Raw genomic sequence first — 22,332 nt, forward strand, 5'->3', positions numbered from 1 at the left:
TTTGCCATCGACCGATTGATTAATCCAACGAATGTTTTTAATCTTTGGCATCAACACTCGTGATGGATCACATCGATGAAAGCACCGCTCGATCTCGATCAATTGCAGACCTTCATCTCGATTGCCGATACCGGCAGCTTCACGCGCGCAGCGGAAGAAGTGCACCGCACCCAGTCGGCGGTGTCGATGCAGATGCGCCGGCTGGAGGAGCGGATCGGCAAGCCGCTGTTCGAGAAGGAGGGGCGCAGCAACAGGCTGACCGAGGAAGGCGACAAGCTGCTCTCCTACGCAAGGCGGCTGCTCTATCTCAACCGCGAGACGCTCGCCGCCTTCGACGACCAGCGGCTCGAAGGCACGATCCGCATCGGCACGCCGGACGACTATGCGGACCGTTTCCTGCCGGAGATCATGGCACGCTTCACGCGCTCCAATCCGCGCGTCGAACTGACCGTCATCTGCGAGCCGACGCCGGGGCTGGTCGAACACATCAAGCGCGGCAATCTCGACCTGGCACTGGTGACGCACAATGATGTGCGCGGCCAATCGGAGGTGGTGCGGCGTGAACCGCTGCTGTGGGTCTCCTCGGCCAATCACGCGACGCACGAGCAGGAAATCCTGCCGATGGCCTTCGGCCGGCCGAACTGCATCTGGCGGCGCGCCGCCGTCGACGTGCTGGACCAGCAGAACCGCGACTACCGCATCCTGTTCACCAGCTTCTCTGCGACCGTGATCACCGCCGCCGTGCTGTCCGGACTGGCAATTTCGGTGCTACCGGAATGCGCGCTCAGGCCCGGGATGCGGGTGCTGGGCGAAGCCGACGGCTTCGGCGCCCTGCCCGACTGCCGCATCGGCATCATGCGCGGCCAGACCTCGCGACCGGAGATCGTCGATGCGCTTGCCCGCCATATTTCGGAAAGCCTGGACAACATCTCGATCCCGCTTGGCGAGGAGACGGGAACATTCGACTTCGCGGCACTCGCCTTCGCCAAGATGAAACGGAGCAAGCCGAACCAGATCCTGCCAGGCTGGTAGGATGCGGGTCATGACTATCGGGGCTGACATGGCCGCCTTGACGTCGGCGCCCAACCAGCCCCCAATCGGCAGATGAGCGAAGCAGCATCCGAATCACGCACCAACGCCACCGAATACACGGTGAGCGAAATATCAGGCGCGCTGAAGCGCACGGTCGAGGACGTCTTCGGCAATGTGCGGGTGCGCGGTGAAATCTCGGGCTATCGTGGGCCGCATTCCTCCGGTCATGCCTATTTCGCGCTGAAGGACGACCGCGCCCGGCTCGACGCCGTGGTCTGGAAAGGCACGATGAGCCGGCTGAAATTCCGTCCCGAGGAAGGGATGGAGGTGATCGCCACAGGCAAGCTCACCACCTATCCCGGCAAGTCCAACTACCAGATCGTCATCGACAATCTGGAGCCGGCCGGCGCCGGGGCGCTGATGGCGCTGCTGGAGGAGCGCAAGCGCCGGCTGCAGGCGGAGGGGCTTTTCGATGCGGGCCGCAAACGCCGGCTGCCATTCATGCCGTGCACCATCGGCGTCGTCACATCGCCGACCGGGTCCGTCATCCGCGACATCATTCATCGCATCAAGGACCGTTTTCCGCTGCATGTGCTGGTCTGGCCGGTGCGCGTGCAGGGTGACACGGCGAGTGCGGAAGTGACCAATGCCGTCACCGGTTTCAACGCGCTGGCATGGGACAGCCCCATCCAGCGCCCCGATCTGCTGATCGTCGCGCGCGGCGGCGGCAGCCTGGAAGATCTATGGGGCTTCAACGACGAGGCACTCGCCCGTGCCGTCGCCGCATCGGGCATTCCGGTGATTTCGGCCGTCGGGCACGAAACCGACTGGACGCTGATCGACCTCGTCGCGGATGTGCGGGCGCCGACACCGACGGGCGCGGCCGAAATCGCCGTGCCGGTGAAGGCTGACCTCGAAGCGACGCTGGTCAGCCTCGGCGCACGGCTCAAGGCCGCGGTGCTGCGCAATTTCGAACGCAAGCGGCAGGCGGCCCGTGCGGCGGCGCGCGCGCTGCCCTCGCCCGATCAATTGCTGGCGCTGCCGCGCCGGCGCCTGGACGAGGCGACATCGAGGCTCGGTCGTGGCCTGATGGTTTCCACCGAGCGCAAGCGAGCACGGTTCTTCGCCGTAAAATTGACGCCGGCAATGCTGTCGCAGCGGATTGCCGAGGCGCGGCGCACCAACGACCGTAACCTTTTGCGCGCGCAAGGGGCCCTGCGCACTCTGGCGAGAAGCCGGCGCGCGGAGCTCAATCGTGCCGCGGATCAGTTGCCAAAATGCGCCAAGGCGTCGTTGCAGCGGCACAGGCAGCAACTGGCTTTGCTCCAGGGCCGCATCACGATCGAGCCGACAGCCCGGCGGCAACGTGTGCAGAGGGATTTGCTGACGGCTTTGACGAGACGGGGCGGCCAGGCGATGCTGCTCAGGCTGGAGCGATTGCGCGGCCGCATCGTCCAGGCCGACCGGCTGATGGCGACGCTTTCGCACAAGGCCGTCCTGGCACGCGGTTTCGCGCTGGTGAAGGATGCCGACGGCGCCGTCATCAAGCAGGCCGCCGACGTGGCGTCTGGGATGGCGCTTTCGCTGGAGTTCGCCGATGGCACGGCGGACGCGGTGGCGACCAGCGGCGCGGCGCGGCCAAAGCCGGCTGCTAGGCCCGCAGGCAAGGCCCCAGTTGCCAAGACGAGGGAACCCGGCGATCAGGGATCATTGTTCTAAGGCATGACCGACAATCCGCACCATCTGGCAACGCCGTCCGGCAAGCCGCGCGCGCGAAGCTTCAATATCGGCTTCGACGGAACGCCTGGGCCGTTCAACGCGATCACCGACGTGCCCGGCGTCGCGGTCGGCTATGCGACGCTGATATCGGGCGATGGTCCGCTCAGCATCGGCAAGGGACCGGTCCGCACCGGTGTCACAGCGATCCTGCCCAGGTTGCGCGCCGAGCTGGCGACGCCGGTTTTCGCCGGCATTTTCAGCCAGAACGGCAATGGCGAGCTGACCGGCTCGCACATCATCGAGGAAACCGGCGCCTTCAACTTCCCGATCACCATCACCAACACGCATTCCTGCGGGGTTTCGCGTGACGGCACGCTGCGCTGGATGAACCAAGTGCTGCCGGCGGCCGTCGACAGCGCCTGGGGCTTGCCGGTGGCGGCGGAGACCTATGACGGGTTTCTGAACGACATCAACGGCCACCATCTGACATCGGAGCACGTCGCCGAAGCCCTTGAGGGCGCCGCCAGCGGTCCGATCGAGGAAGGCAGTGTCGGCGGCGGCACCGGCATGATCACTTTCGGCTTCAAAGCCGGTTCCGGCACGGCCTCGCGCATCGTCGCATGGCAAGGGCGTACCTACACGGTCGGCTCCTTCGTGCAGTCGAATTTCGGCAAGCGGCGCAATTTCACCATTCGTGGCCTGCGTGCCGAATCCGAACTCACCGAGCCGGCGATCCGCGAAGCCACGTCGCGCGCGGAAAAGGGCTCAATCATCGCCGTCATCGCGACCGACGCGCCTTTCCTGCCGCACCAGATGAAGCGGCTGGCTCGCCGCGTGCCGCTCGGCGTCGCCATGACAGGCGGCTTCGGCTACCACAGTTCGGGCGACATTTTTCTCGCCTTCTCGACAGCGAATCCTGCCGCGGCGCTGGGGCTGACTGGCCGGATCGCCAGCGCCGATTTCATTCCCGATGTGGACATCGACCCGTTCTTCGATGCCGTGATCCAGACGGTGGAGGAATCGATTCTGAACGCTCTTGTCGCCAATCACGACATGACCGGTCGTGATGGCAATTTCGTGCCTGCCCTGCCGAAAGCGTGGCTCAAGGAAAGATTTGGCTGAGAAGGGTGGCTGAGACGAAAACGCGGGCCGAAGCCCGCGCAGCCAGACAGGATTGTCCCTGAAAATCTATTCCGCGGCCTCGCTGGAAGCCTGCTGGTTTTCGTCGGCCTCCGCCGCTTCCTCGAGCCGGGAAGCGATGAGTTCCTGGATGTCGCCGACTTCCTCCTGGATGTCCTCCAGCGGTATGCCGACCTCGGCCGCCTTGGCGGCGCATTCCTTGGCCAGTGTCTCGGCCTGCTTCTCGATCCTGGCGTGGGACTGGCAATGGACCTTTTCGCCGATCCATCCCCGCAAGAATTCGATCGCGTGTTCACTCATACTGCTGTTCCCTTGCGGCAAAGCCGGTTGGCAATCATAAACGTCGGCATCCCGCAAAGGATGCATGTTCCCATTCCAGCCGAGTCGCGGCCAGCCGGCAAGCCGAAGCTGTCCAGGGTCCACAGAGCCGAAGGAAATCGAGGGGTGAAGGACATTTTCTGATTCTGAAGGACTGTACCGTTGGCGGGATCTGCCCGCTCCGAGCAATTGCTTCTACCTTTACGGCTTCCAGTCCGTTTCGTATCTCAACGGCTGTCGCTACAGCCGCCTTATGACGTTACGCTTCAAGGCACGAGCCATCGAAGCCGCCGCTATATAGTGACATCCTCATGCGATGTCGACTCTCCTCGAGGTCGTGCATATGAGCCATGCGAAAGTCACATCGATCATCAAACCAATTCCGGGTCAGAAGGTCTCCACCCACGGCCTGAGCTCCATTTCCCAGGTCCAGGCGCTGCGATGCTGGCGATGGATGGCGAGATAGGCCTCGGCGATCGCGTCCGGCGACAGCCGGCGATCTTGCGGTTCGGACTCCTGGTCGGAAACGGCCGAGGCAATGGCGCCGTCGATGATGAAATGCGCGACGTGGATGTTCTTGGGCGCCAGTTCGCGGGCCATTGATTGCGCCAGTCCGCGCAATCCGAATTTGGGCATCGCAAAGCCGGCGGAACCGGCGAACCCCTTCACGCTTGCCGTCGCTCCGGTGAAGAGGATCGACCCCGCCCCTCGAGCAATAAGCCGGCGGGCTGCCTGCTGAGCCACCAGGAATCCGCCATAAGCCCCAACCAGCAACGCCTGACGGACCGCCTCGGGATCGAGCTCCGCGATCGGACCGCGGGCGCGTCCGCTGGCGTTGAAAACCAGCAGGGAAAGCGGACCAGCCTTGTCGGCGACATCGAACAGGCCCTCCACCGACGCTGGATCCGAGACGTCCGTCGCCACGGCTTGCGCGCCGGTCTGCGCCCGCAATGCATCGAGCTTCTCGATGTTTCGGGCGGCCAGGACGACGTGGAATCCTTCCCTGGCGAGAAGACGCGCGAGCGAGGCGCTCAAACCGGAGCCCGCCCCGGCAATGACGGCGACGTTGGATGTCATGAGACCTCTCCTTCTTCCACTGATTGCAACGGCTGGCACCTGTTGAACCCTGCCGGATCACAGCCGCGGCGGCAACGCGCAGGCGGAAAGAAAAATGGCCGGGCGCGAAACGGCCCGGCCAAAAAGAAGGTCATAACCTTCAGAGGGGAACACCGTTCAGCGAAATGGGAGGAAAACACCGAACGGGTTTTTGGATTTTGGACCGATCCTTGTGCGTATACGACGAATGATTTTCCAAAATCAGCCGGAATTACGAAAAATCCCGTTCGTTCTTGCTTCAACTGGCTCAACCCGCCCCAGTTTCCCGCCCCAGCAGGTCGGCGTAATGGCGGCGCGCGACGTCAGGGTGCGAGCGCAACCGGCCTTTCAGCACATTGGTTCCGACATCGCGAAACAGCGGATTGTCAGGATCGCTGGCCGGCCCGCGCGCTTGTGCCGCCAATTCCTCCGGCAATTCGAGTAGCGGTATGGTCGCATCGAGTTTGGCGCTGAAGAAGAACGGCACCGAAATGCGTTCAATACCGGCGGGGGGCGTCACGACGCGATGCACGGTGGCGCGCAAATAGCCGTTCGAGGCCAGTTCGAGCAATTCACCGATGTTGACGACGAGCGTGCCGGGAATGGGGTCCACATCCACCCAGCTGCCGTCATACTCGACCTGAAGCCCCTTGTTGTCATCCTGAAGCAGCAGCGTCAGGAAACCGCCATCCTTGTGCGCGCCGACACCCTGGTCACCGCCGGTCGCCTCGCGGCCAGGGTAGCGCACGATCTTCATGCGATGGTTGGGCTGCTCACGGTAGATCGGGTCGAAGGCATCCTCGGGTTGGTCGAGCGACAGCGCGAAGGCTTTCAACAGCCGGACCGCCACTGCCGTTGCCTTGGCCTGCCAGGCAAGCAAGGCGGGTTTTAGCTCCGGCAACGCAGCGGGCCACTGGTTCGGCCCCTGCAGCGGCGTCCAGGCGGGAATTCCGGGGCCTTGCGCCATGGGCTGGCGCTCGACCCCGATATCGAGCTGTTCGCGCCAGTCCGCCTTGCCCTTGGTCAGCTCGCCGCCGGCGCGCGTATAGCCGCGGAACTGCGAGGACCTGACCATTTCGATCGCGAGCTTGTCGGCCTCGGCCAAGGCAAAGAAGCGGCGCGATGCGGTGAGCACTTCGCTGATCTCCGCCCTCGATATGCCATGCCCAGCCAGATAGAAGAAGCCGATATCGCGCGAAGCGGAGCGCAGATCCGCCAGGAACGTCCGGTGCTCCGAGGCGCCTTGCTCAAAGCGGCTCAGATCGAGCACGGGTACTATTCTGGGCATATCAGGCTCCTTCCTGGTTTCTGCGGATGTGTGCCCATCCGCAAACCAGTCCCGTTGGACATGCGTGCACTCTTCGGCAGTCACAACCGCCAGCAATGCCCGCAAGTCTCATCGACTCCAGATTGCCAAGAAAGAAACGATCGGCCCTTCGAGGCCGCCGCGGCGAACAATTTTTCCACGCACGCTGGCTGGCTGACAACGACCGCGATCATTCGACAGATACGGACCGCCGGCAGGCGCGCGACCAATACCCTATTGGGCTGCCCTCAAGAGCATGCCGAAGAGGTCGCGCGGCTCGTCGGGATCGGCCAGCATGTCGAGTTCCTGGTAGAGGCCGGTCGAGGTCGGCTGGTGCCTGACATAACGCAGCGCCGAAAAGTCCTCGATGGCGAAGCCGACCGAATCGAACAGCGTAATCTGGCCGGCATCCCGCGCGAACGTGACGCCGCGACCATCGCGCAGATCCGCAAGCTGCGTTTCTCGCCGCTCAGCGTGGCACCCGCTTCTGTGGTGAAGGAGCCGCGCCTCACGCCAGCCACTCCTTGATCGCCGGGCGGGCAAGCACCGCACGCATGCGGTCCTCGGCATCGGCGACAGCCAGCGCCATCGGCGCGCGGGTCGGGCCGCAATCGACGCCGATGACGCGGAAGGCCGCCTTCATGCCCGGCAGGACGCCGGTCTCCAGCAGCGCCTCGACGAAGTCCTGCGACACTGTCTGCAGCGCCTTCCCCCGTGAAAGATCGCCAGCGCGGACCGCCTGGTCGATCGCCACGTAGAGCCTGCCGAGCAGATTGTAGGTGGTGCCGATGCCGCCTTCGGTGCCGAGCATGCCGGCGGAGGCATAGATCTCATCGAAGCCGTAGTAGAAGAGCTTTTGCGGCTGCCGCTTGCGCAGCAGGGAATATTTGAACAGGTCGGTGGAGGTGAACTTGATGCCGACGACATTGTTGAGATCGAGCAGCCGGACCAGCAAGGCAAGCGGCAGTGGCCGGCCGGTGCGCAAGGGGATCTCGTAGACGATCAGCGGCAAGTCCGTTGCCGCCGCCAGTCCCTGGTAGTAGCCGAAGACTTCCTCGTCGGAGAACGGGTAGGAATGCGGCGGCAGCGCCGACAGCGCGTGATAGCCGAGCTTCTGCGCCTGCCGCGCCAGGCGGATGGAATCGCGCAGGTTCGGCATGCCTACATGGGCGATCAGCTTGACGCCACTCGAGGCGGCGCCGGCGAAAACCACCTCTTGCTGCGCCAACAATTCGTCCACCGTCAGCAAGCCGGATTCGCCGCTGCTGCCACCGACATAGAGACCGGCCAGACCCTGGCGCAGCACATAGTCGTTGATGTTGCGCTGGCGTTGCGGATCGAACTCGCCGGCATCGCTCAGTCCGGTCATCAGGGCGGCATACATGCCCGCCAATTGCTTGGTCATCGGGGTCCTCGGTTTTCCAGATTTGTCATGATGTGGCTTCGCCAGCGTGGTGGCAGGCGACGAGATGCTGGCCGGTGACGGCGGAGCCGAAATCGCACCGTGCCGGATCGACCTTGGTGCAGATCTCGGTCGCCAGGGGGCAGCGCGGATGGAAATGGCAACCGGGCGGCGGCTTCGACGGGTCGGGCACGCCACCGCCAAGCACGATGCGGCGGCGGGTGCCGCCTGCCTTGGGATCGGGCACCGGGATCGCCGACAGAAGCGCGCGCGTATAGGGATGCAGCGGTGCGCCAAACACCGCTGGCGTGGTGCCGATCTCGACGATGCGGCCGAGATACATCACCGCGACGCGGTCGCTGAGATAGCGGATCATCGACAGATCGTGGCCGACGAACAGATAGGTCAGGCCGAGGCGCGCCTTGAGGTCGTCGAGCAGATTGACGATCTGCGCCTGGATCGAGACGTCGAGCGCCGAGATCGGTTCGTCGGCAATGATGAATTTCGGATTGGTGGCGATCGCCCGGGCAATGCCAACGCGCTGGCGCTGGCCGCCGGAGAGCTCGAACGGATAGCGGTTGCGCAGCGCTTCCTGGAGACCGACCAGCGCCAGCAACTCGCTGACACGGGCATCGCGCGAGGCGCGCGTGCCGATCTTCTGCGCACGCAACCCTTCGCCGACGATGCGCCCGATGGTCATGCGCGGGTTGAGCGAACCAAACGGGTTCTGGAACACCATCTGCATGTCGCGGCGGCGCAGCTTCAGCTCCTCGCCGGTCGCGCCCGCATAGTCCCTGCCCTCGAACACGATGCTGCCGGCGCTTGGGCGCTCCAGGCCCAGTACGGCGCGGCCGGTCGTCGACTTGCCGCAGCCGCTTTCGCCGACCAGCGCCAGCGTCTCGCCGCGCATCACCTCGAAGCTGACGCCGTCGACGGCATGCACCGCGCCGACCTGCCGTCGCAGGACCCCGCGCCGGATCGGGAAATGCACCTTGAGGTCCGTGACGGTGAGCAGCGGTTCCTGCTTCGATGCCGTCGCGGCGGGCTTGTCCGCAGCGGCTGCGCTCATGCGCGGCAACCGCTCCACCTCCCACCAGCGCCAGCATGCGGTGGCGTGGCCGGCACCCGCACCTTCCAGCGGGGGCTTTGCCTGGCTGCAGCGCGCCTCGGCATAGTCGCAGCGCGGGGCGAATGCGCAGAAGGTCGGCGCCAGCGTGACATTGGGCGGCGCGCCCTTGATCGGCACCAGCCTGGTGTTTGCCGCCGTGAGCGACGGAATCGAGTTCAACAGGCCGATCGTATAGGGGTGCTTGGCTGCCGAAAACAGCTCGTCGACCGGCGCGGATTCGACGATCGAGCCGGCATACATCACCGCGACGCGGTCGACAAAGCCGGCGACGAGGCCGAGGTCATGGCTGATCCAGATGATCGCCATGCCGAGCTGCTTCTGCAAGCGCACGACAAGTTCGACGATCTGCGCCTGGATGGTGACGTCGAGCGCCGTGGTCGGCTCGTCGGCGATCAGGATCGAAGGCTTGCACACCAGCGCCATGGCGATGCCGATGCGCTGCAACTGGCCGCCCGAGAACTGATGCGGAAAGGCGCGCATGCGCTGCGGCGCGTTGGCGATGCCGACAAGCGCCAGCATGTCGAGCGCCTGGCGTTCGGCCTCGGCCTCGTTCAGGCCCTGGTGTTCGCGCAGCGCCTCGGTCAGTTGCAGGCCGATGGTCAGCACCGGGTTCAGCGACGACATCGGATCCTGGAAGATCATGGCGATGTCGCGGCCGCGTATCCGGCGCAGTTCGCTGTCGGGCATGGCCAGCAGATCACGGCCACGAAACAGCGCGCGGCCCGCGGTGACGCGGCCGGGCGGCTTGCGGATCAGGCCCATCAGCGTCTGCACGGTGACCGACTTGCCGGAGCCGCTCTCGCCGACGATCGCCAGCGACTCGCCCTCCGCGAGCTCGAAGGAGACGTCGTTGACGGCGTAGACGGAATTGCCGCGCGGGCCGAACTCGACGCTCAGCCCCTGCACGGAAAGCACCGCCTGCTGCCCGATCCCCTTCGCGGCCCTGTCGACGGCAAGCATGTCGGCGGCCATCATTTGCCACCTATGATGTGCTGCGGATCGAGCGCGTCGCGCAGGCCGTCACCGACGAAGTTGATGCTGAGCACGGCCATGGCGATCATCGCGCCGGGTGGAATCCACATCCAGGGCTCGCTCTCCAGGATCGACAGTGTGCGGGCGTCGCGCAGCATGTTGCCCCAACTGGCGGCGGGCGCCTGCGCGCCAAGGCCGAGGAAGGAGAGCGAAGCTTCGAGCAAGATGACGGTCGCCACGTCGAGCGTGATCGCCACCAGGATCGGGCTCAGCACGTTGGGCAGGATGTGTTCGAGGATGATGACCGAGGGCGAGGTTCCTAACGAGCGAGCAGCCAGGATGAATTCCTGGTTGCGCAAGGCCAGGATCTCGCCGCGTGTCAGGCGGGCGATGGAGGGCCAGCTCAGCAGTCCGATCACCACCATGGTGTTGAAGATGCTGGGCCCAACGACCGCGACGAAAGCGATGATGATGACCAGCCGCGGGAAGGTCAGCACCATGTCGATCAGGCCCATCAGCAAGAGGTCGACCTTGCCGCCGAAATAGCCGGCGACGCAGCCGATGAAGATGCCGATCGCGGCCGAGATCGCCACGGCGACGAAGCCGACCGTCAGCGAGACGCGGCCGCCATAGAGGATGCGGGCGAAGATGTCGCGACCGGTGCCGTCCGTGCCCAGCCAGTGGATGCCGCCGGGCGGCTGGTTCCGGCCCCTGAGGTCGATGTCGTTGGGGCCGTAGTGCGCGATCAGCGGCGCGAGCACGCAGGCGAGCACAATGATGGCGAGCATGATCAGGCCGAGGGTGGCAAGACGGTGGTGGAGGAAACGGCGCGCCGCCTCGCCCCACAGGCCGCGCGAGGCGCCGGCGGCGATCGTCATGTCGGCGGCGGTAGCGTCAGTCATAGCTCACCCTGGGGTCGAGCACGCTGTAGGCAAGGTCGGTGGCAAGGTTGGCCAGCATGACGATGATGGCGGTGATCAGCACGTAGCCCATGATGACTGGGCTATCCCTGTTCACCACGGAATCGATGAACATCAGGCCGATGCCCGGCCACTGGAAGATGGTCTCGATCACCACCGAACCACCAAACAGCGTCGGCAGCGCCAGGCCGAAGACGGTCACCAGCGGGATCAGCGCGTTGCGCAGGCCGTGGCGCAGCGTGATGGTGCGGGGTTTCAGGCCCTTGGCCTTGGCGGTGCGCATATAGCTCTGGTTCAGCACTTCGAGCATGCCGGCGCGGGCATAGCGCATGAAGATCGCGGCACGGAACAAGGCAAGTGCCGCCGCCGGCAGGATCAGGTGCCTGAGATTGTCGAGGAGCGAGAAGTTTTCACCAGCCGTGGAAATGCCCGACGACGGCAGCCAGCGCAGTTCCAGCGCAAAGACGTAGACGAGCAGCAGTCCCATGAAGAAGTCCGGGATCGAGACCCCGACAAAGCCGGCAAGCGTCAGCGAATAGTCGGTGAGCTTGTATTGCCTGAGCGCAGAGATCACGCCCAGCGTGGTGCCGATGACGAACGCGACGAGCAGTGCGACACCCATCAGCTCCAACGTCATCGGCAACCGCTCGACGATGATGTCGCCGACACTGCGGCCATTGACGAAGGAGCGGCCGAGATTGCCGTGCAGGATCTGGCCGATCCAGTTGAGGTACTGGATATAGACCGGCTGGTCGAGGCCGAGTTCGCCGCGCCGCATGGCGATCAGCTCCTCGCTCGACGGCGCCTCCGCCGTGATCATCGCCAGCACCGCGTCACCGGGCATGGCATGCGCAATGGCGAAGACGATGACGGTGACGCCGAACAGCACCGGGATGCTGAGCAAAAGTTTTCGCAGGAGATAGCTGAGCACCGGCCTCTCCTATGGCTGAAGGCGGTTCTGAGACAACGGATCGTGAGGCTCGCTCAGAGCCCCACGACCGCCAGGGATATCCGAGGCTATTTCGCCACCTCCCACTTCTCGACTTCGTTGTAGACGGGGTGATTGAAGATCACGAGCGGCTGTTCCTTGAAGTGCTGTGCGAGGCCGACGATGCGGTTGTTGAAGGCGAGCGGGCGCACCTCGTTCCAAAGCCAGGCCTTTGGCAGGTCCTGGTTGAGGATGCGCGAGGCCTCCTGATAGCTCGCCGCACGCGTGGCGCGGTCGTTGGACTCCAGTCCCTTGTTGAAGAGCTCGTCGACCTTGGGGTTGCAATAACCCATGGCGAGCGGCTTGGCGCCGCAGACGACCAGCGGCGAGCCGAGCGAGGGATCGAGCCCCATGCCTTGCGCGAAGAAGCCCATCTGGAAGCTGCCGTCGGCATAGATCTGGTTGATCGCCGCCGGGTCGAGCAGGCGGAGCTGGATGTTGACGCCGACGGCGGCCAGATAACTCTGGATGGCGGTGACGGTGTCGACGTTCATCTGGTCGGAATAATAGTAGATGAAGTCGACCGGTTGGCTCGCATCCCAGCCAGCGCCGGTGAGCAACTGCTTGGCCTTGTCGGGGTTGTAGTCGTAGGGTTCGAGGTCCTTGGCACGCGCCCAGTCCTGCGGGAACAGCGTGTTCAAGAGTTCGCCGGCGCCCTGCTTGACGGTCTCGATGATCGCCTTGCGGTCGATGGCATAGAGCATCGCCTGGCGCACGCGCACATCGGCGAAGCGCTTGTTCTCCAGGTTGAACTGCAGGTAGGTCGGCAGGCCGGCGGAGAATTTCGGCAGCACGGTCAGATAGTCGAGTTTTTGCAGCCGAGGCAGCTCAGAGATCGGCACGCCGCCGCCCTCATAGGACATGGCGTCGACCTCTTGCGTCTCCAGCGCGGCGATGATCGGCGGCACATCCTTGTAGATCTGGTAGATGATGCGGTCGAGCTTGGGCGCGCCGAGGAAATAGTCGGGATTGCGGTCGACCTCGACATACTGGTCGCTCTCATACTTCTTCCAGATGAACGGACCGGTGCCGACGCGGTTGACCCAGAAGGCATTGCCCTTGATGTCGGCGGGCGCGACCTTGCCCAGTATGTGCTCGGGAAAGATGCTGATCGCGATAAGCTGCAGCTCGACCCAGAGCGGCTTGGCGCTGTCGAGTTCAATCTTGACGGTCGCGTCGTCCAGCGCCTTCACCCCGGCAAGCGAGGTCGCCGAGCCATCCTGGAAGGCCTTGTATCCGGCTACGGCGGAAAGCTTCTGCGACCAGGGCGAGCCGACCTTCGGGTTGGCGTAGAGGTTGAGGCTGAACACTACGTCCTTGGCGGTGAAAGGCGTGCCGTCATGCCATTTGACGCCATGGCGCAGGTTGAAGACATAGGTCTTGCCGCCGTCCGACGTCTTCCAGCTCTCGGCCAGCATCGGCTGCACGCCGTCGCCCGTCCACTTGATGTGGACGAGGCCCTGCAGCACCGTCTCGTCGAGGCGGTGGCCGCAGGTGGTGTGCAGCGTGCCCATCTCGATACAGCCGGTGCGCATGGCGGAGCGGAACGTGCCGCCTCCTTCGGCCTTCACAGCGCCCGCGGCAAGCATGAGCGCCAGGGCCGGCAAAAGGCTGATCAGAAATCGTCTCATGGAATTCTCCTCCCTTCGATTGTGTCGGCCGGTTGCGGCTGACCTTGGAGCGCGCCTTCTCGCGGTCGCTTGGTCGCGGTTTCGCGTCCAGTCGCTCATTGGCGCGTAGCGACCTCCTCCCACCCTCGGCCGCACCAAACCCTGGCGATCCACAGATCCTTGCCCGTGCTCGCTTGCGGCGCTTGGTCTAATAGCTTAAAAGGTAGACCATGCACAATATGCCGGTCCGAAAAAAATTGTCCGACGAAGTCCGTCTCCGCCTGGAGGCGATGATTCGCGACGAGGTCTATCCGGTCGGCGCTTCGCTGCCGTCCGAGCGCGAACTGATGTCGATGTTCGATGTTGGGCGCCCCTCGGTACGCGAGGCACTATTTGCACTGGAAAAGATGGGCCTTGTGCGCATCAACAGCGGCGAGCGGCCCAAGGTGACGCGGCCGACGTCGAAGAACATGCTGGAGCAACTGACGGGCACCGCACACCTCCTGATGGACCAGCCCGACGGCATTGGCCATTTCGAACAACTGCGGCTGTTCCTCGAAGTCTCGATCGCACGCCATGCCGCCGAGGTGGCGACACGCCAGCAGATCGACGCGTTGGCGGCGGCACTTGCCGAAAACGAACGCGCCATTTCACGCGCCCGCGCCTTTGCCGTCACTGACGTCGCCTTTCACCGCGTGCTGACCGCGATCCCCGGGAATCCGATATTTCTCGCCGCGCACGAAGCGCTGGTGGAGTGGCTGATCAACCAGCGCATCCACATGGCCAACACCGAGCTCGAAAACCGCATCAGTTTCGCCGGGCACAAGGCAGTCTTCGAAGCCATCGAGCGGCACGATCCGGAAGCCGCCGGCCAGGCGATGCGCGAGCATTTGGAAAACGCCCGGCGCAAGTTCAATTCCGGCCAGGCGAAACCAGATTAGCCGTCTCGCGGAGCCAGTACACCAGGCGAGGTCTAGAGCGGTTCAGCGTTTGATAGAATCGCCGAACCGCTCTAACTCTTTGTTTTCACGCAATTCCGGACGGAAAACCGCTACGCACTTTTCCTGGAATTGGTCTAAAGCGATGGCCCCATCCGCATCGGGCTGCCGTCGCTGAAACGGGATTGACGGAACCTGTGAAGGTTATGTCCAGTCTCGTTCCCCTGGATCAAGTCGGACAGGACGCGGCCCATGCCGGGCCCTATGCCAAAGCCGTGGCCGCTCATCCCTGTCGCGATGACGAGGCCCGGAACCGCAGCCGTACGATCCACGACGGGGACGACATCCGGCATCGCATCGATCATGCCGGCCCAGCTTGCCCTGAGCGGCACCGCCTCGAATTGCGGAAAAAGCTCCTTGAACCCACGATCGATAGCGCGAAGCGCCTTGGCCTCCGGGGCGGGATTGAGAACGCGCATCCGTTCGAACGGGCTTTCCTTGTCGGCATCCCATTTGCGTGGGGTAGACCAGCTGTCCGGATATGCACGAGGCGCCGCCGGCAGGTAGCGCGTGCCGAAAGGATTTGCCTTCAGCGCGGGCAGATATTTCGGCGCGTGGCGCAATGCATCCGGCCCGACATAGAGCAGGTGGCTGCCTCCCGCCGCCAACGTGTATCCGCCGTCCTTTCTACGGCGGAAGGCGATGCGTTCGTCCGCTGCGGCGCCCGCATGGATTTCCGGCATCGGCGCGGTCGCCGCGACGGTCGTCCGGACGCTGAGCTGCGGGATCGAGACGCCATGCGCGCGCAGGAACAGCGACGTCCAGGCGCCGCTGGCGACAAGCACGTTCGACGTGGCGATGCGGCCTTGTTCGGTCCAGACACCGCTGATGCGCCCCGCGGAGATATCGAGCATGCGTGCCGCACAATTCTCGACGATGGTGACACCATGGCGAGCGGCCAGGCGGGCAAGCGCCGGCACGGCGACCCAGGGCTCGGCACGCATGTCCGACGGCGTGGTCATGGCGCCCTTGAAGGGGCGTGACATGGCCGGGATCAGCCTGGCGGTCTCATCCCGGTCGAGGAGACGCGTGTCGACGCCATGAGCTTCGGCGATCTTCAGGAACTTGGCGAAATCAGCCATCTCCTTGTCGGTCCGCGCAAGATAGGTCACGCCGGTTTGCGTCAAGCCTATGTCCTCGCCGCACTCCTCGGCCAGTTGGCGCCAGAGACGCTGCGCTTCGATGACGATGGGCAGTTCGTCCGCGTCGCGGCCCTGCTGTCGGATCCAGCCCCAGTTGCGCGAGGACTGCTCCGCGGCGACACGTCCCTTCTCCAGCAAAGTCACCGGTATATTGCGCCGCGCCAGGAACAAGGCCGCGGTCACGCCAATGATGCCACCGCCGACAACGACCACGTCCGCCGTCTTCGGCAGCGGCGCCTGAAACTGGATCGGACTGGCTTCGGTGAAAGGGAAGATCGTCAAAGGATTATCCTTTTTCATAAGCATGACCCTTAGCCGGGGGCGGGAAATTCGCCCGCCTTCATGGAGCGCTGGCCAAGCATGAAGTGCATCAACGATGCACTACACGACCGGTCTTGAAAATTTGCATGCCAGTTCAATGAAGTTGTTGACCATCCCCCCGAAGGCCGCTTCTCGTCGTAGGGCCAGCCCCGGCCGCATCGGCAATCGGATGGTTAGGCACGCGGATGCCGGACGAAACGAAGCGCCCGGTGCGGCTTGTCGCTACATCCCAGCGGAAGATCGCAAACGACTTATCGCCCGATGGCTTCAGGCCAGCCCGAACCGCTCCACGGCGCGCATGATGCCGCGCAATTCGGCGAGGCCTTTCAGCCGGCCGATGAGCGAATAGCCGGGGTTGAGCTTCTTCTTGCCGATGTCGTCGGCGAGCAGGTGCCCATGATCCGGCCGCATCGGAATTTGCCAGTCGGCGCGACCTTCCCCGCGACGGCGCTTCTCTTCCTGCATCAGAGCGAGGATGACATGCGCCATGTCGGTGCCACCCTCCAGATGTTCGGCCTCGTAGAACGAGCCGTCCTCCTCGATGGTGATGTTGCGCAGATGGACGAAATGGATGCGATCGGCGAATCCCTTGACCATGGCGACGATATCGTTGTCGGCGCGCGTGCCGTAAGAGCCGGTGCAGAAGGTCAGCCCATTGGCAGGGCTGTCGACAGTGTTGAGGATGAAACGCGCATCGTCGGCCGTCGAAACGACGCGTGGCAGGCCATAGAGCGAGAAGGGCGGATCGTCGGGATGGATGCACATGCGCACCCCCGCCTCTTCGGCCGCCGGGATGATCTCGCGCAGGAACCAGGCGAGGTTCTCGCGCAATTCCTTCGGCCCGATCGCATCGTATTCCGCCAGGGCCTCGCGGAAACTGTCCCTGTTGTAGCTGCGCTCCGTCGCCGGCAGGCCGGCGATCAGGTTGCGCTCGATCTGGTCGATCTGCTCCGGCGTCAGCGCCTTCCGCCGCTTCTCGGCCTCGGCGATACGTGCCGGCGTGTAGCTTGCCGCAGCATTCTTGCGCTGCAGGACAAAGAGATCATAGGCCGCAAAATCGATGCCGTCGAAGCGCAAGGCATAGCCGGTCGTCGGCAGCCGGTAGGCCAGGTCGGTGCGGGTCCAGTCGACCACCGGCATGAAATTGTAGCAGATCGTCTGGATGCCGGCCCTGGCGAGCGCGCGGATGCTGTCGCGATAGTAGCCGGCATAGCGCTCGCGCTCCGGCGCGCCGATCTTGAAGGAATTGTGGACCGGGATGCTCTCGACAACCGACCAGGTCAGCCCAGCCGCTTCGATGATACGCTTGCGCTCGAGCACATCGGCCTCGGGCCAGGCCCTGCCGTCATAGATCTGGTGAAGCGCTGAAACCACGCCGGTTGCGCCGGCTTGTTTGACATGTTCAAGCGTCACCGGATCATCGGGACCGTACCAGCGCCAACACTGTTCCATTGCCACTTCCTTTTTTGCGAGACCGGCAACCTATTGTTTGACCACGATGAGTGTCAAACTAAGAGCCGGTTTCGATGGCGAATGAAGGAGCTTCCGCGATGAAGGATTTTGACGGCAAGGTGGCATTGGTGACAGGGACGACCGGTATCGGCCTGGCAACCGCCAAACGCCTTGCGGCGGGGGGTGCCGCGATCATCGCCTGCGGCGTCGACCGGGCAGCCAATGCCGCCATGCAGGAGAGCCTCGCCAAGGCCGGGGCGAAGGCACTGGTTCAGACCGTGGACGTCTCGGTTTCCGACCAGGTGCGCGACGCGGTCGCCGCCGGCGTGGCGAAATTCGGCGGCATCGATGTCATCGTCAATTCGGCGGCGGTGCACCCCTATGGAACAGCGACGACAACCGACTGGGAAACCTGGAACCGGGCGATGACCGTCAATGTCGGCTCGATCTATCTGACCGCCCATTTCGGCATCCCGGAAATGATCAAGCGGGGCGGCGGCGCCATCGTCAACGTCGCTTCGGTGCAGGGCTTCGCCTGCCAGCAGAACGTTGCCGCCTATGCCACGACCAAGGGCGCCATCCATACGCTGACGCGTTCGCTGGCGCTCGACTATGCCGCATCGGGCATAAGGGTCAATTCGGTCAGCCCGGGCTCGATCCGCACACCGATCCTCGAAAAGGCCGCGCGTGGCGACGGCGGCAGCGACGCAGATGTCGAAGAGGCCTACAGGCGGTTCGGCGCGGCCCATCCGCTCGGCCGTATCGGCGAGCCGGAAGAGGTGGCGGAACTCATCGCGTTCCTTTGTTCGTCGAAGGCCGGATTCTGCACCGGCGCCGACTACAAGATAGATGGCGGCCTCACCGCCGGCATCGGCGTGAAGTAGCGCCATGAAGTTCGGTCTTCGGGTCTATCGGGGGTGGCGGCATTAACGCAGCCAGTTCGGAACAATCTTTTTTGGTCGAAGTTTCCCCCTTGAAGGGACGAACTCTCCGAAGGAGATTTCCTATGAAACATGTTCTCATTACCAGCATGCTGGCGATCGGGCTCGGCTGCGGGACGGCGATGGCCCAGTCGCAGCAGCCCGCCGACAGCCAATCAGGGGCGGACACAAACTGCGCTTCCGGCACGACCAACTGCCAGAAGGGCTCGAAGATGAAAGAGCAGGCACAGGGTACCAAGTCCCAGACTAACCAGCAGGCCCAGGGCAAGGCTGGCACCAAGATGAACCAGCAGGCCCAGGGCAAGGCCAAGGTCCAGACCGACCAGCAGGCGCAGGGCAAGGCCGGCACCAAGATGGACCAGCAGGCCCAGGGCAAGGCCAAGGTCCAGACCAATCAGCAGGCCCAGGGCAAGGCCGGCACCAAGATGGACCAGCAGGCCCAGGACAAGACCAAGGTCCAGACCAATCAGCAGGCCCAGGGCAAGGCCGGCACCAAGATGGACCAGCAGGCCCAGGACAAGACCAAGGTCCAGACGGATCAACAGGCCCAGGGCAAGGCTGGCACCACGACCGACCAGCAGGCTCAAGGCAAGACCTCCACGCAGGATAAGACCTCGACCGCTTCCATCAACAATGTGACCGTTGAACAGAAGACCCAGATCACCCAGGTGATCAGGGAAACCAAGGTCCAGCCGGTATCCAACGTCGACTTCGACGTCTCCGTCGGCATTGAGGTCCCGCGGCACAAGATAAGGCTGCATCGTTTGCCGGCTCGCATCGTCAAGATCATCCCGGCGTACGAGTCCTACGACTATTTCGTTCTGGCCGACGGCCGGATCGTCATCGTCGATCCGGATACGTACAAGATCGTGCTGATACTGACCTAGAGCAATTCCAGGAAAAACACGTAGCGGTTTTCCGTCTGGAATTGCCTAAAACAATGGGATTTGCTCAACCCACCTTGCCGCACGGGGGGCGGGTTGAGCAATTCTGCGGACAGCCTTCCCGGATCCTGGAAACGTCAGCGCGCGCTCAGGGATCCTAGGACCGCAATGTTCGCAAGGTAATCGAGTAGCGGTGCTCGGCAAGCGGCGGGATGCTGTGTTCCCATTGCGACCGCGAAGGACCCGTCATGAGATAGGCCGATCTCGGCTCGACAGTGATGGTCCGGCGGTCCCATCCGGACCCATTCTTGCGTCGAAGGCGAAAATCGCAGGGCGCCAGCAGCGAGACGCCCGCGACATCTTCGAAATGAGGCTTGTCGCGGTGCCAGCCGATACCGGCGCCGGGCCGGTATTCATTGATCAAGACCTGCGCGAAGGCTTCGGCGGGCAGGCGCGCAAAGGCCGCGACCTGCGCGCGCAAGGGCAACAGAAAATCAGGGATCGGCGGTGCCTCGACGACCTCGCGCCGGTCATAATCGTAGCGAAGGCCAAAACCGGCGACACGCCGGTTTGCCAGATGGCCGTGAAAGTCGAAGGCCTTGAAGGGCAGTCCTTCAAGATGCCGGACGAGTTCGATTTCCTCTTGGCGCGTGATCAGTCCGGGCTGGTAGGCGAAACCCTCCGGCAGATCATCCTGAGCGGCACCGAAGAGATCGTACTGGGCCACATGGCCGGCTGTTTTCGGTTTGAGCGGCGACATTGTGCCTAGATGGTGAAGGCCGGATCGCAAGGCAATACAGGAACCGCGCTTGCTTGCCTCGGACGCATTTCAAAACCGGCGCGACGGAACACCGGAGCGGCGTGAAAGTTTAGGAAACGGCGGTTCCGTCGGAGGCCGCCGGTCATGTTCCAGCCTTGGAGTGCCGGATGCCGCGCGTTGAAACCGGGGCCTGCTTTTGCGGAGCAATTGCCGCCGCCATGGAGGGTGAGCCTTTCTGGATATGCTACGATCACGACGACGATTGCCGACGGGCGATCGGCAGTCCGCTCACCATCTGGGTCGGATATCGGCCGAGCCAGTTCCGCCTTTTGAAAGGAGCGCCAAAGGCTTTCTCCAGGACGCCGGGCGTTGTCCGTACCTTCTGTTCCGATTGTGGGAGCTCGATAGGCTACAGCGACGAAGGCCTGCCGGACGAGTTCTATCTGACAATCGGGTTCTTCGACAGACCAGAAGGGCTGCGGCCACAGGCCCATGCCTATTGGGACCTCAGGCTGCCGTGGGTCGACTTTGCAGACGGGCTGCCGCGCATCGATCGATATTCGAGGAAGCGCGTCGCGAAGTTCGGCAATCCACGTGACAGATAGCACCTTCGGGCGGCACGGAACCGGACCATGGCTGGCGGGTTAATCGGTGGAGCCGTCAGGTGCCACCATGCCGTCGACCGTCATTCGAAACACGCAATACGATTCCGCGACCAGGATCCTCTCGGTCTGGTTCGTGCCGCACGGCAACCGCTATGACTACGAGGACATCGCCCCGGCTACCTATGCGGCGTTCATGCGGGCTTCCTCGAAAGGCCGCTTCTTCAATAAATTCATCAAAGACCACTATAGGTTCCGTCGCGTGGCGTGATGCGGCGCCAGCGGCCTGTCATCCCTTCTTGTTCTGCTCGGGAGGCATCTGATCCGGCGCCGGTTCCCAACCAAAGACACTGCGGCCGCCAAGCAGATGCGACTGGTCGAACTCGCCCGCGACAATTTCCTTGAGGCTGGGACCGGTGACATATCGCTCGACCTGCCGCGACTGATCGTCGAGCCGCCTCAATGCGCCGATCTCCTCTTCGCGACCAAGCCTGGCCTTTTGCACGGCGGACTTCAACACGCCGATCGTCTCGTCATAGACCTTGAGCGGAACAGGGAACGGATGCCTGTCCTTGCCGCCATGCGCCAGCGAAAAACGGCCCGGGTCCGAAAACCGGCAAGGCGCGCCATGCACCACTTCGGCAACGAGGGCGAGTGCGCGCACCGTGCGGGCGCCCACGCCAGGAACCAGGAGAAGCTCGGCGAAGTCGGCGGGACCCCGCTCGGCGGCGGCGGCCATGTTGCCGTGAAGGCGATGCATCACGACATCGCTTTCGCGGACATCATGGTGAGCCGGCATGACCAGATGCGGCAGCAATGGCTGCACCGGGGCCGGTGCGGTGCCAGGTTCCAGGGCGGCGAACTCCCGAAGGATACGATCCGGCCCGAGATCCTGGAGCAGGTCAAGCTGTCCCTGGCGCGAGGCCTCGGCGCGCCGGTCGGTCAGGTTGACGATCTCGCCCTGGTTGGCGCCTTCGATGGCCGCATGCGGCTGGTCGACGAAACTCTTCAAACCTTCGGACAGCCAATGATAGCGGCGCGCCACCTTGCTGTCACCGTTCATGCCTTGCTGCACCACCACCCAGTCGCCGTCATCGGTGACGATGAAGCCATGCAAATAGAGGTCGAACCCATCCTGAACGGCGGCGCTGTCCACCTTGGCGACCAGCCGGCTGGCGGTTGCCAGGCGCGCTCCGTCGAAGCCGATGCGCTCGCCGATGGCGGCAAGCTCGTGCGGGGTCTTGCGCGAATGCGCACCACGGCCGCCGCAGACATGAATGCCGAGTTCGCCCGACAGCGGCGTGAGACCGCGTTTCAAGGCGCCGACGACGCTGGTCGTGATGCCGGACGAGTGCCAGTCCATGCCCATGACGGCGCCGAAGGACTGGAACCAGAACGGATGCGCCAGGCGCCGCAGCAACTCATTGCGGCCATAGTGATGGATGATCGCCTCGCACATGACCGCGCCGAGACGCGTCATGCGATCGCCCAGCCATTTCGGCACACGCCCGCCGTGAAGGGGAAGATCAGCACTGCCCGATCGTTGAGCCACGTTCGTGCATGCTCCTGTGTCCGCGAATCTCAGACAAATAGGTATCCCG

20 protein-coding genes and 1 pseudogene are annotated in these 22,332 nt (G+C 63.8%); 8 read left to right on the forward strand and 13 right to left on the reverse strand.

The features are described 5' to 3' along the window. The first annotated feature begins 75 nt into the window (after positions 1-75). The 3 genes from FJ970_RS29470 (at position 76) to FJ970_RS29480 (ending at position 3,873) form a co-directional block, all read left to right on the forward strand. Positions 76-1,032 (forward strand): LysR substrate-binding domain-containing protein, encoded by a 957-nt coding sequence (locus FJ970_RS29470; protein WP_140756630.1) that lies wholly within the window; start codon positions 76-78, stop codon positions 1,030-1,032. Positions 1,033-1,104: 72 nt separating this feature from the next. Next, entirely contained in the window at positions 1,105-2,751 is a 1,647-nt protein-coding gene (xseA, locus tag FJ970_RS29475) for an exodeoxyribonuclease VII large subunit (RefSeq protein WP_140756628.1), read from the forward strand. A 3-nt stretch (positions 2,752-2,754) separates the two neighbouring features. Next, on the forward strand, positions 2,755-3,873 hold the full coding sequence (locus tag FJ970_RS29480) for a P1 family peptidase (protein WP_140756626.1): 1,119 nt from the start codon (positions 2,755-2,757) through the stop codon (positions 3,871-3,873). Positions 3,874-3,939: 66 nt separating this feature from the next. On the opposite strand, the gene FJ970_RS29485 is transcribed toward FJ970_RS29480, so the two are convergent. From FJ970_RS29485 to FJ970_RS29525, 9 genes and pseudogenes are all read right to left on the reverse strand, one after another. Further along, positions 3,940-4,191: a DUF768 domain-containing protein gene (locus FJ970_RS29485; RefSeq protein ID WP_140756624.1), complete on the reverse strand. Its 252-nt coding sequence runs from the start codon at positions 4,189-4,191 to the stop codon at positions 3,940-3,942. A 405-nt stretch (positions 4,192-4,596) separates the two neighbouring features. Further along, on the reverse strand, positions 4,597-5,286 hold the full coding sequence (locus FJ970_RS29490) for an SDR family NAD(P)-dependent oxidoreductase (RefSeq protein WP_140756622.1): 690 nt from the start codon (positions 5,284-5,286) through the stop codon (positions 4,597-4,599). A 286-nt stretch (positions 5,287-5,572) separates the two neighbouring features. Further along, positions 5,573-6,592 carry an isopenicillin N synthase family dioxygenase gene (locus FJ970_RS29495; RefSeq protein ID WP_140756620.1) on the reverse strand — a complete coding sequence of 340 codons (1,020 nt, stop codon included), beginning with the start codon at positions 6,590-6,592 and terminating at the stop codon, positions 5,573-5,575. Positions 6,593-6,844: 252 nt separating this feature from the next. Continuing rightward, positions 6,845-7,012 (reverse strand): annotated as a pseudogene (locus FJ970_RS29500) (ornithine cyclodeaminase); the annotation flags it as partial. A 106-nt stretch (positions 7,013-7,118) separates the two neighbouring features. Continuing rightward, positions 7,119-8,015 (reverse strand): dihydrodipicolinate synthase family protein, encoded by an 897-nt coding sequence (locus FJ970_RS29505; protein ID WP_181178362.1) that lies wholly within the window; start codon positions 8,013-8,015, stop codon positions 7,119-7,121. 25 nt (positions 8,016-8,040) lie between these two features. Beyond that, the gene (locus FJ970_RS29510; protein ID WP_210243031.1) at positions 8,041-10,113 is read right to left on the reverse strand and encodes an ABC transporter ATP-binding protein; all 2,073 of its coding nucleotides are present in this window, start codon (positions 10,111-10,113) and stop codon (positions 8,041-8,043) included. Continuing rightward, positions 10,113-11,015: an oligopeptide ABC transporter permease gene (opp4C, locus tag FJ970_RS29515; RefSeq protein ID WP_140756618.1), complete on the reverse strand. Its 903-nt coding sequence runs from the start codon at positions 11,013-11,015 to the stop codon at positions 10,113-10,115. The genes FJ970_RS29510 and opp4C overlap by 1 nt, the downstream gene beginning before the upstream one ends. Continuing rightward, complete coding sequence (locus FJ970_RS29520) at positions 11,008-11,964, reverse strand: ABC transporter permease (RefSeq protein WP_140756616.1); 957 nt, start codon at positions 11,962-11,964, stop codon at positions 11,008-11,010. Before FJ970_RS29520 ends, opp4C begins: the two co-directional genes overlap by 8 nt. An 86-nt stretch (positions 11,965-12,050) precedes the next feature. Continuing rightward, on the reverse strand, positions 12,051-13,652 hold the full coding sequence (locus tag FJ970_RS29525) for an ABC transporter substrate-binding protein (protein WP_181178360.1): 1,602 nt from the start codon (positions 13,650-13,652) through the stop codon (positions 12,051-12,053). Between the two features lie 236 nt (positions 13,653-13,888). Here FJ970_RS29525 and nanR point away from each other — a divergent pair, with 236 nt between their 5' ends. Then, positions 13,889-14,572 carry a transcriptional regulator NanR gene (nanR, locus tag FJ970_RS29530; RefSeq protein WP_140756612.1) on the forward strand — a complete coding sequence of 228 codons (684 nt, stop codon included), beginning with the start codon at positions 13,889-13,891 and terminating at the stop codon, positions 14,570-14,572. 134 nt (positions 14,573-14,706) lie between these two features. On the opposite strand, the gene FJ970_RS29535 is transcribed toward nanR, so the two are convergent. Both FJ970_RS29535 and uxuA read right to left on the reverse strand, forming a co-directional pair. Next, the gene (locus tag FJ970_RS29535) at positions 14,707-16,053 is read right to left on the reverse strand and encodes an NAD(P)/FAD-dependent oxidoreductase (RefSeq protein ID WP_140756610.1); all 1,347 of its coding nucleotides are present in this window, start codon (positions 16,051-16,053) and stop codon (positions 14,707-14,709) included. 306 nt (positions 16,054-16,359) lie between these two features. Further along, a complete protein-coding gene (gene uxuA, locus FJ970_RS29540; RefSeq protein ID WP_140756608.1) occupies positions 16,360-17,544 on the reverse strand; it encodes a mannonate dehydratase in 1,185 nt (394 codons plus the stop codon). Between the two features lie 98 nt (positions 17,545-17,642). Here uxuA and FJ970_RS29545 point away from each other — a divergent pair, with 98 nt between their 5' ends. Together FJ970_RS29545 and FJ970_RS29550 are read left to right on the forward strand one after the other, a co-directional pair. After that, complete coding sequence (locus tag FJ970_RS29545; RefSeq protein ID WP_140756605.1) at positions 17,643-18,428, forward strand: SDR family NAD(P)-dependent oxidoreductase; 786 nt, start codon at positions 17,643-17,645, stop codon at positions 18,426-18,428. A 122-nt stretch (positions 18,429-18,550) separates the two neighbouring features. Continuing rightward, complete coding sequence (locus FJ970_RS29550) at positions 18,551-19,372, forward strand: DUF1236 domain-containing protein (RefSeq protein WP_227791959.1); 822 nt, start codon at positions 18,551-18,553, stop codon at positions 19,370-19,372. A 154-nt stretch (positions 19,373-19,526) separates the two neighbouring features. Here FJ970_RS29550 and FJ970_RS29555 read toward each other — a convergent pair whose 3' ends face one another. Beyond that, complete coding sequence (locus FJ970_RS29555; RefSeq protein ID WP_140756600.1) at positions 19,527-20,129, reverse strand: alpha-ketoglutarate-dependent dioxygenase AlkB; 603 nt, start codon at positions 20,127-20,129, stop codon at positions 19,527-19,529. A 167-nt stretch (positions 20,130-20,296) separates the two neighbouring features. Between FJ970_RS29555 and FJ970_RS29560 the strand changes: the two genes are divergently transcribed. Together FJ970_RS29560 and FJ970_RS29565 are read left to right on the forward strand one after the other, a co-directional pair. Further along, entirely contained in the window at positions 20,297-20,734 is a 438-nt protein-coding gene (locus tag FJ970_RS29560; RefSeq protein WP_140756597.1) for a GFA family protein, read from the forward strand. A 67-nt stretch (positions 20,735-20,801) separates the two neighbouring features. After that, on the forward strand, positions 20,802-21,002 hold the full coding sequence (locus FJ970_RS29565) for a KTSC domain-containing protein (protein WP_140756594.1): 201 nt from the start codon (positions 20,802-20,804) through the stop codon (positions 21,000-21,002). An 18-nt stretch (positions 21,003-21,020) separates the two neighbouring features. On the opposite strand, the gene FJ970_RS29570 is transcribed toward FJ970_RS29565, so the two are convergent. Further along, positions 21,021-22,283 carry a DUF763 domain-containing protein gene (locus FJ970_RS29570; RefSeq protein ID WP_140756592.1) on the reverse strand — a complete coding sequence of 421 codons (1,263 nt, stop codon included), beginning with the start codon at positions 22,281-22,283 and terminating at the stop codon, positions 21,021-21,023. Between the last annotated feature and the right edge of the window lie 49 nt (positions 22,284-22,332).

This window comes from Mesorhizobium sp. B2-1-8 (assembly GCF_006442545.2).
Classification (GTDB): Bacteria; Pseudomonadota; Alphaproteobacteria; order Rhizobiales; family Rhizobiaceae; genus Mesorhizobium.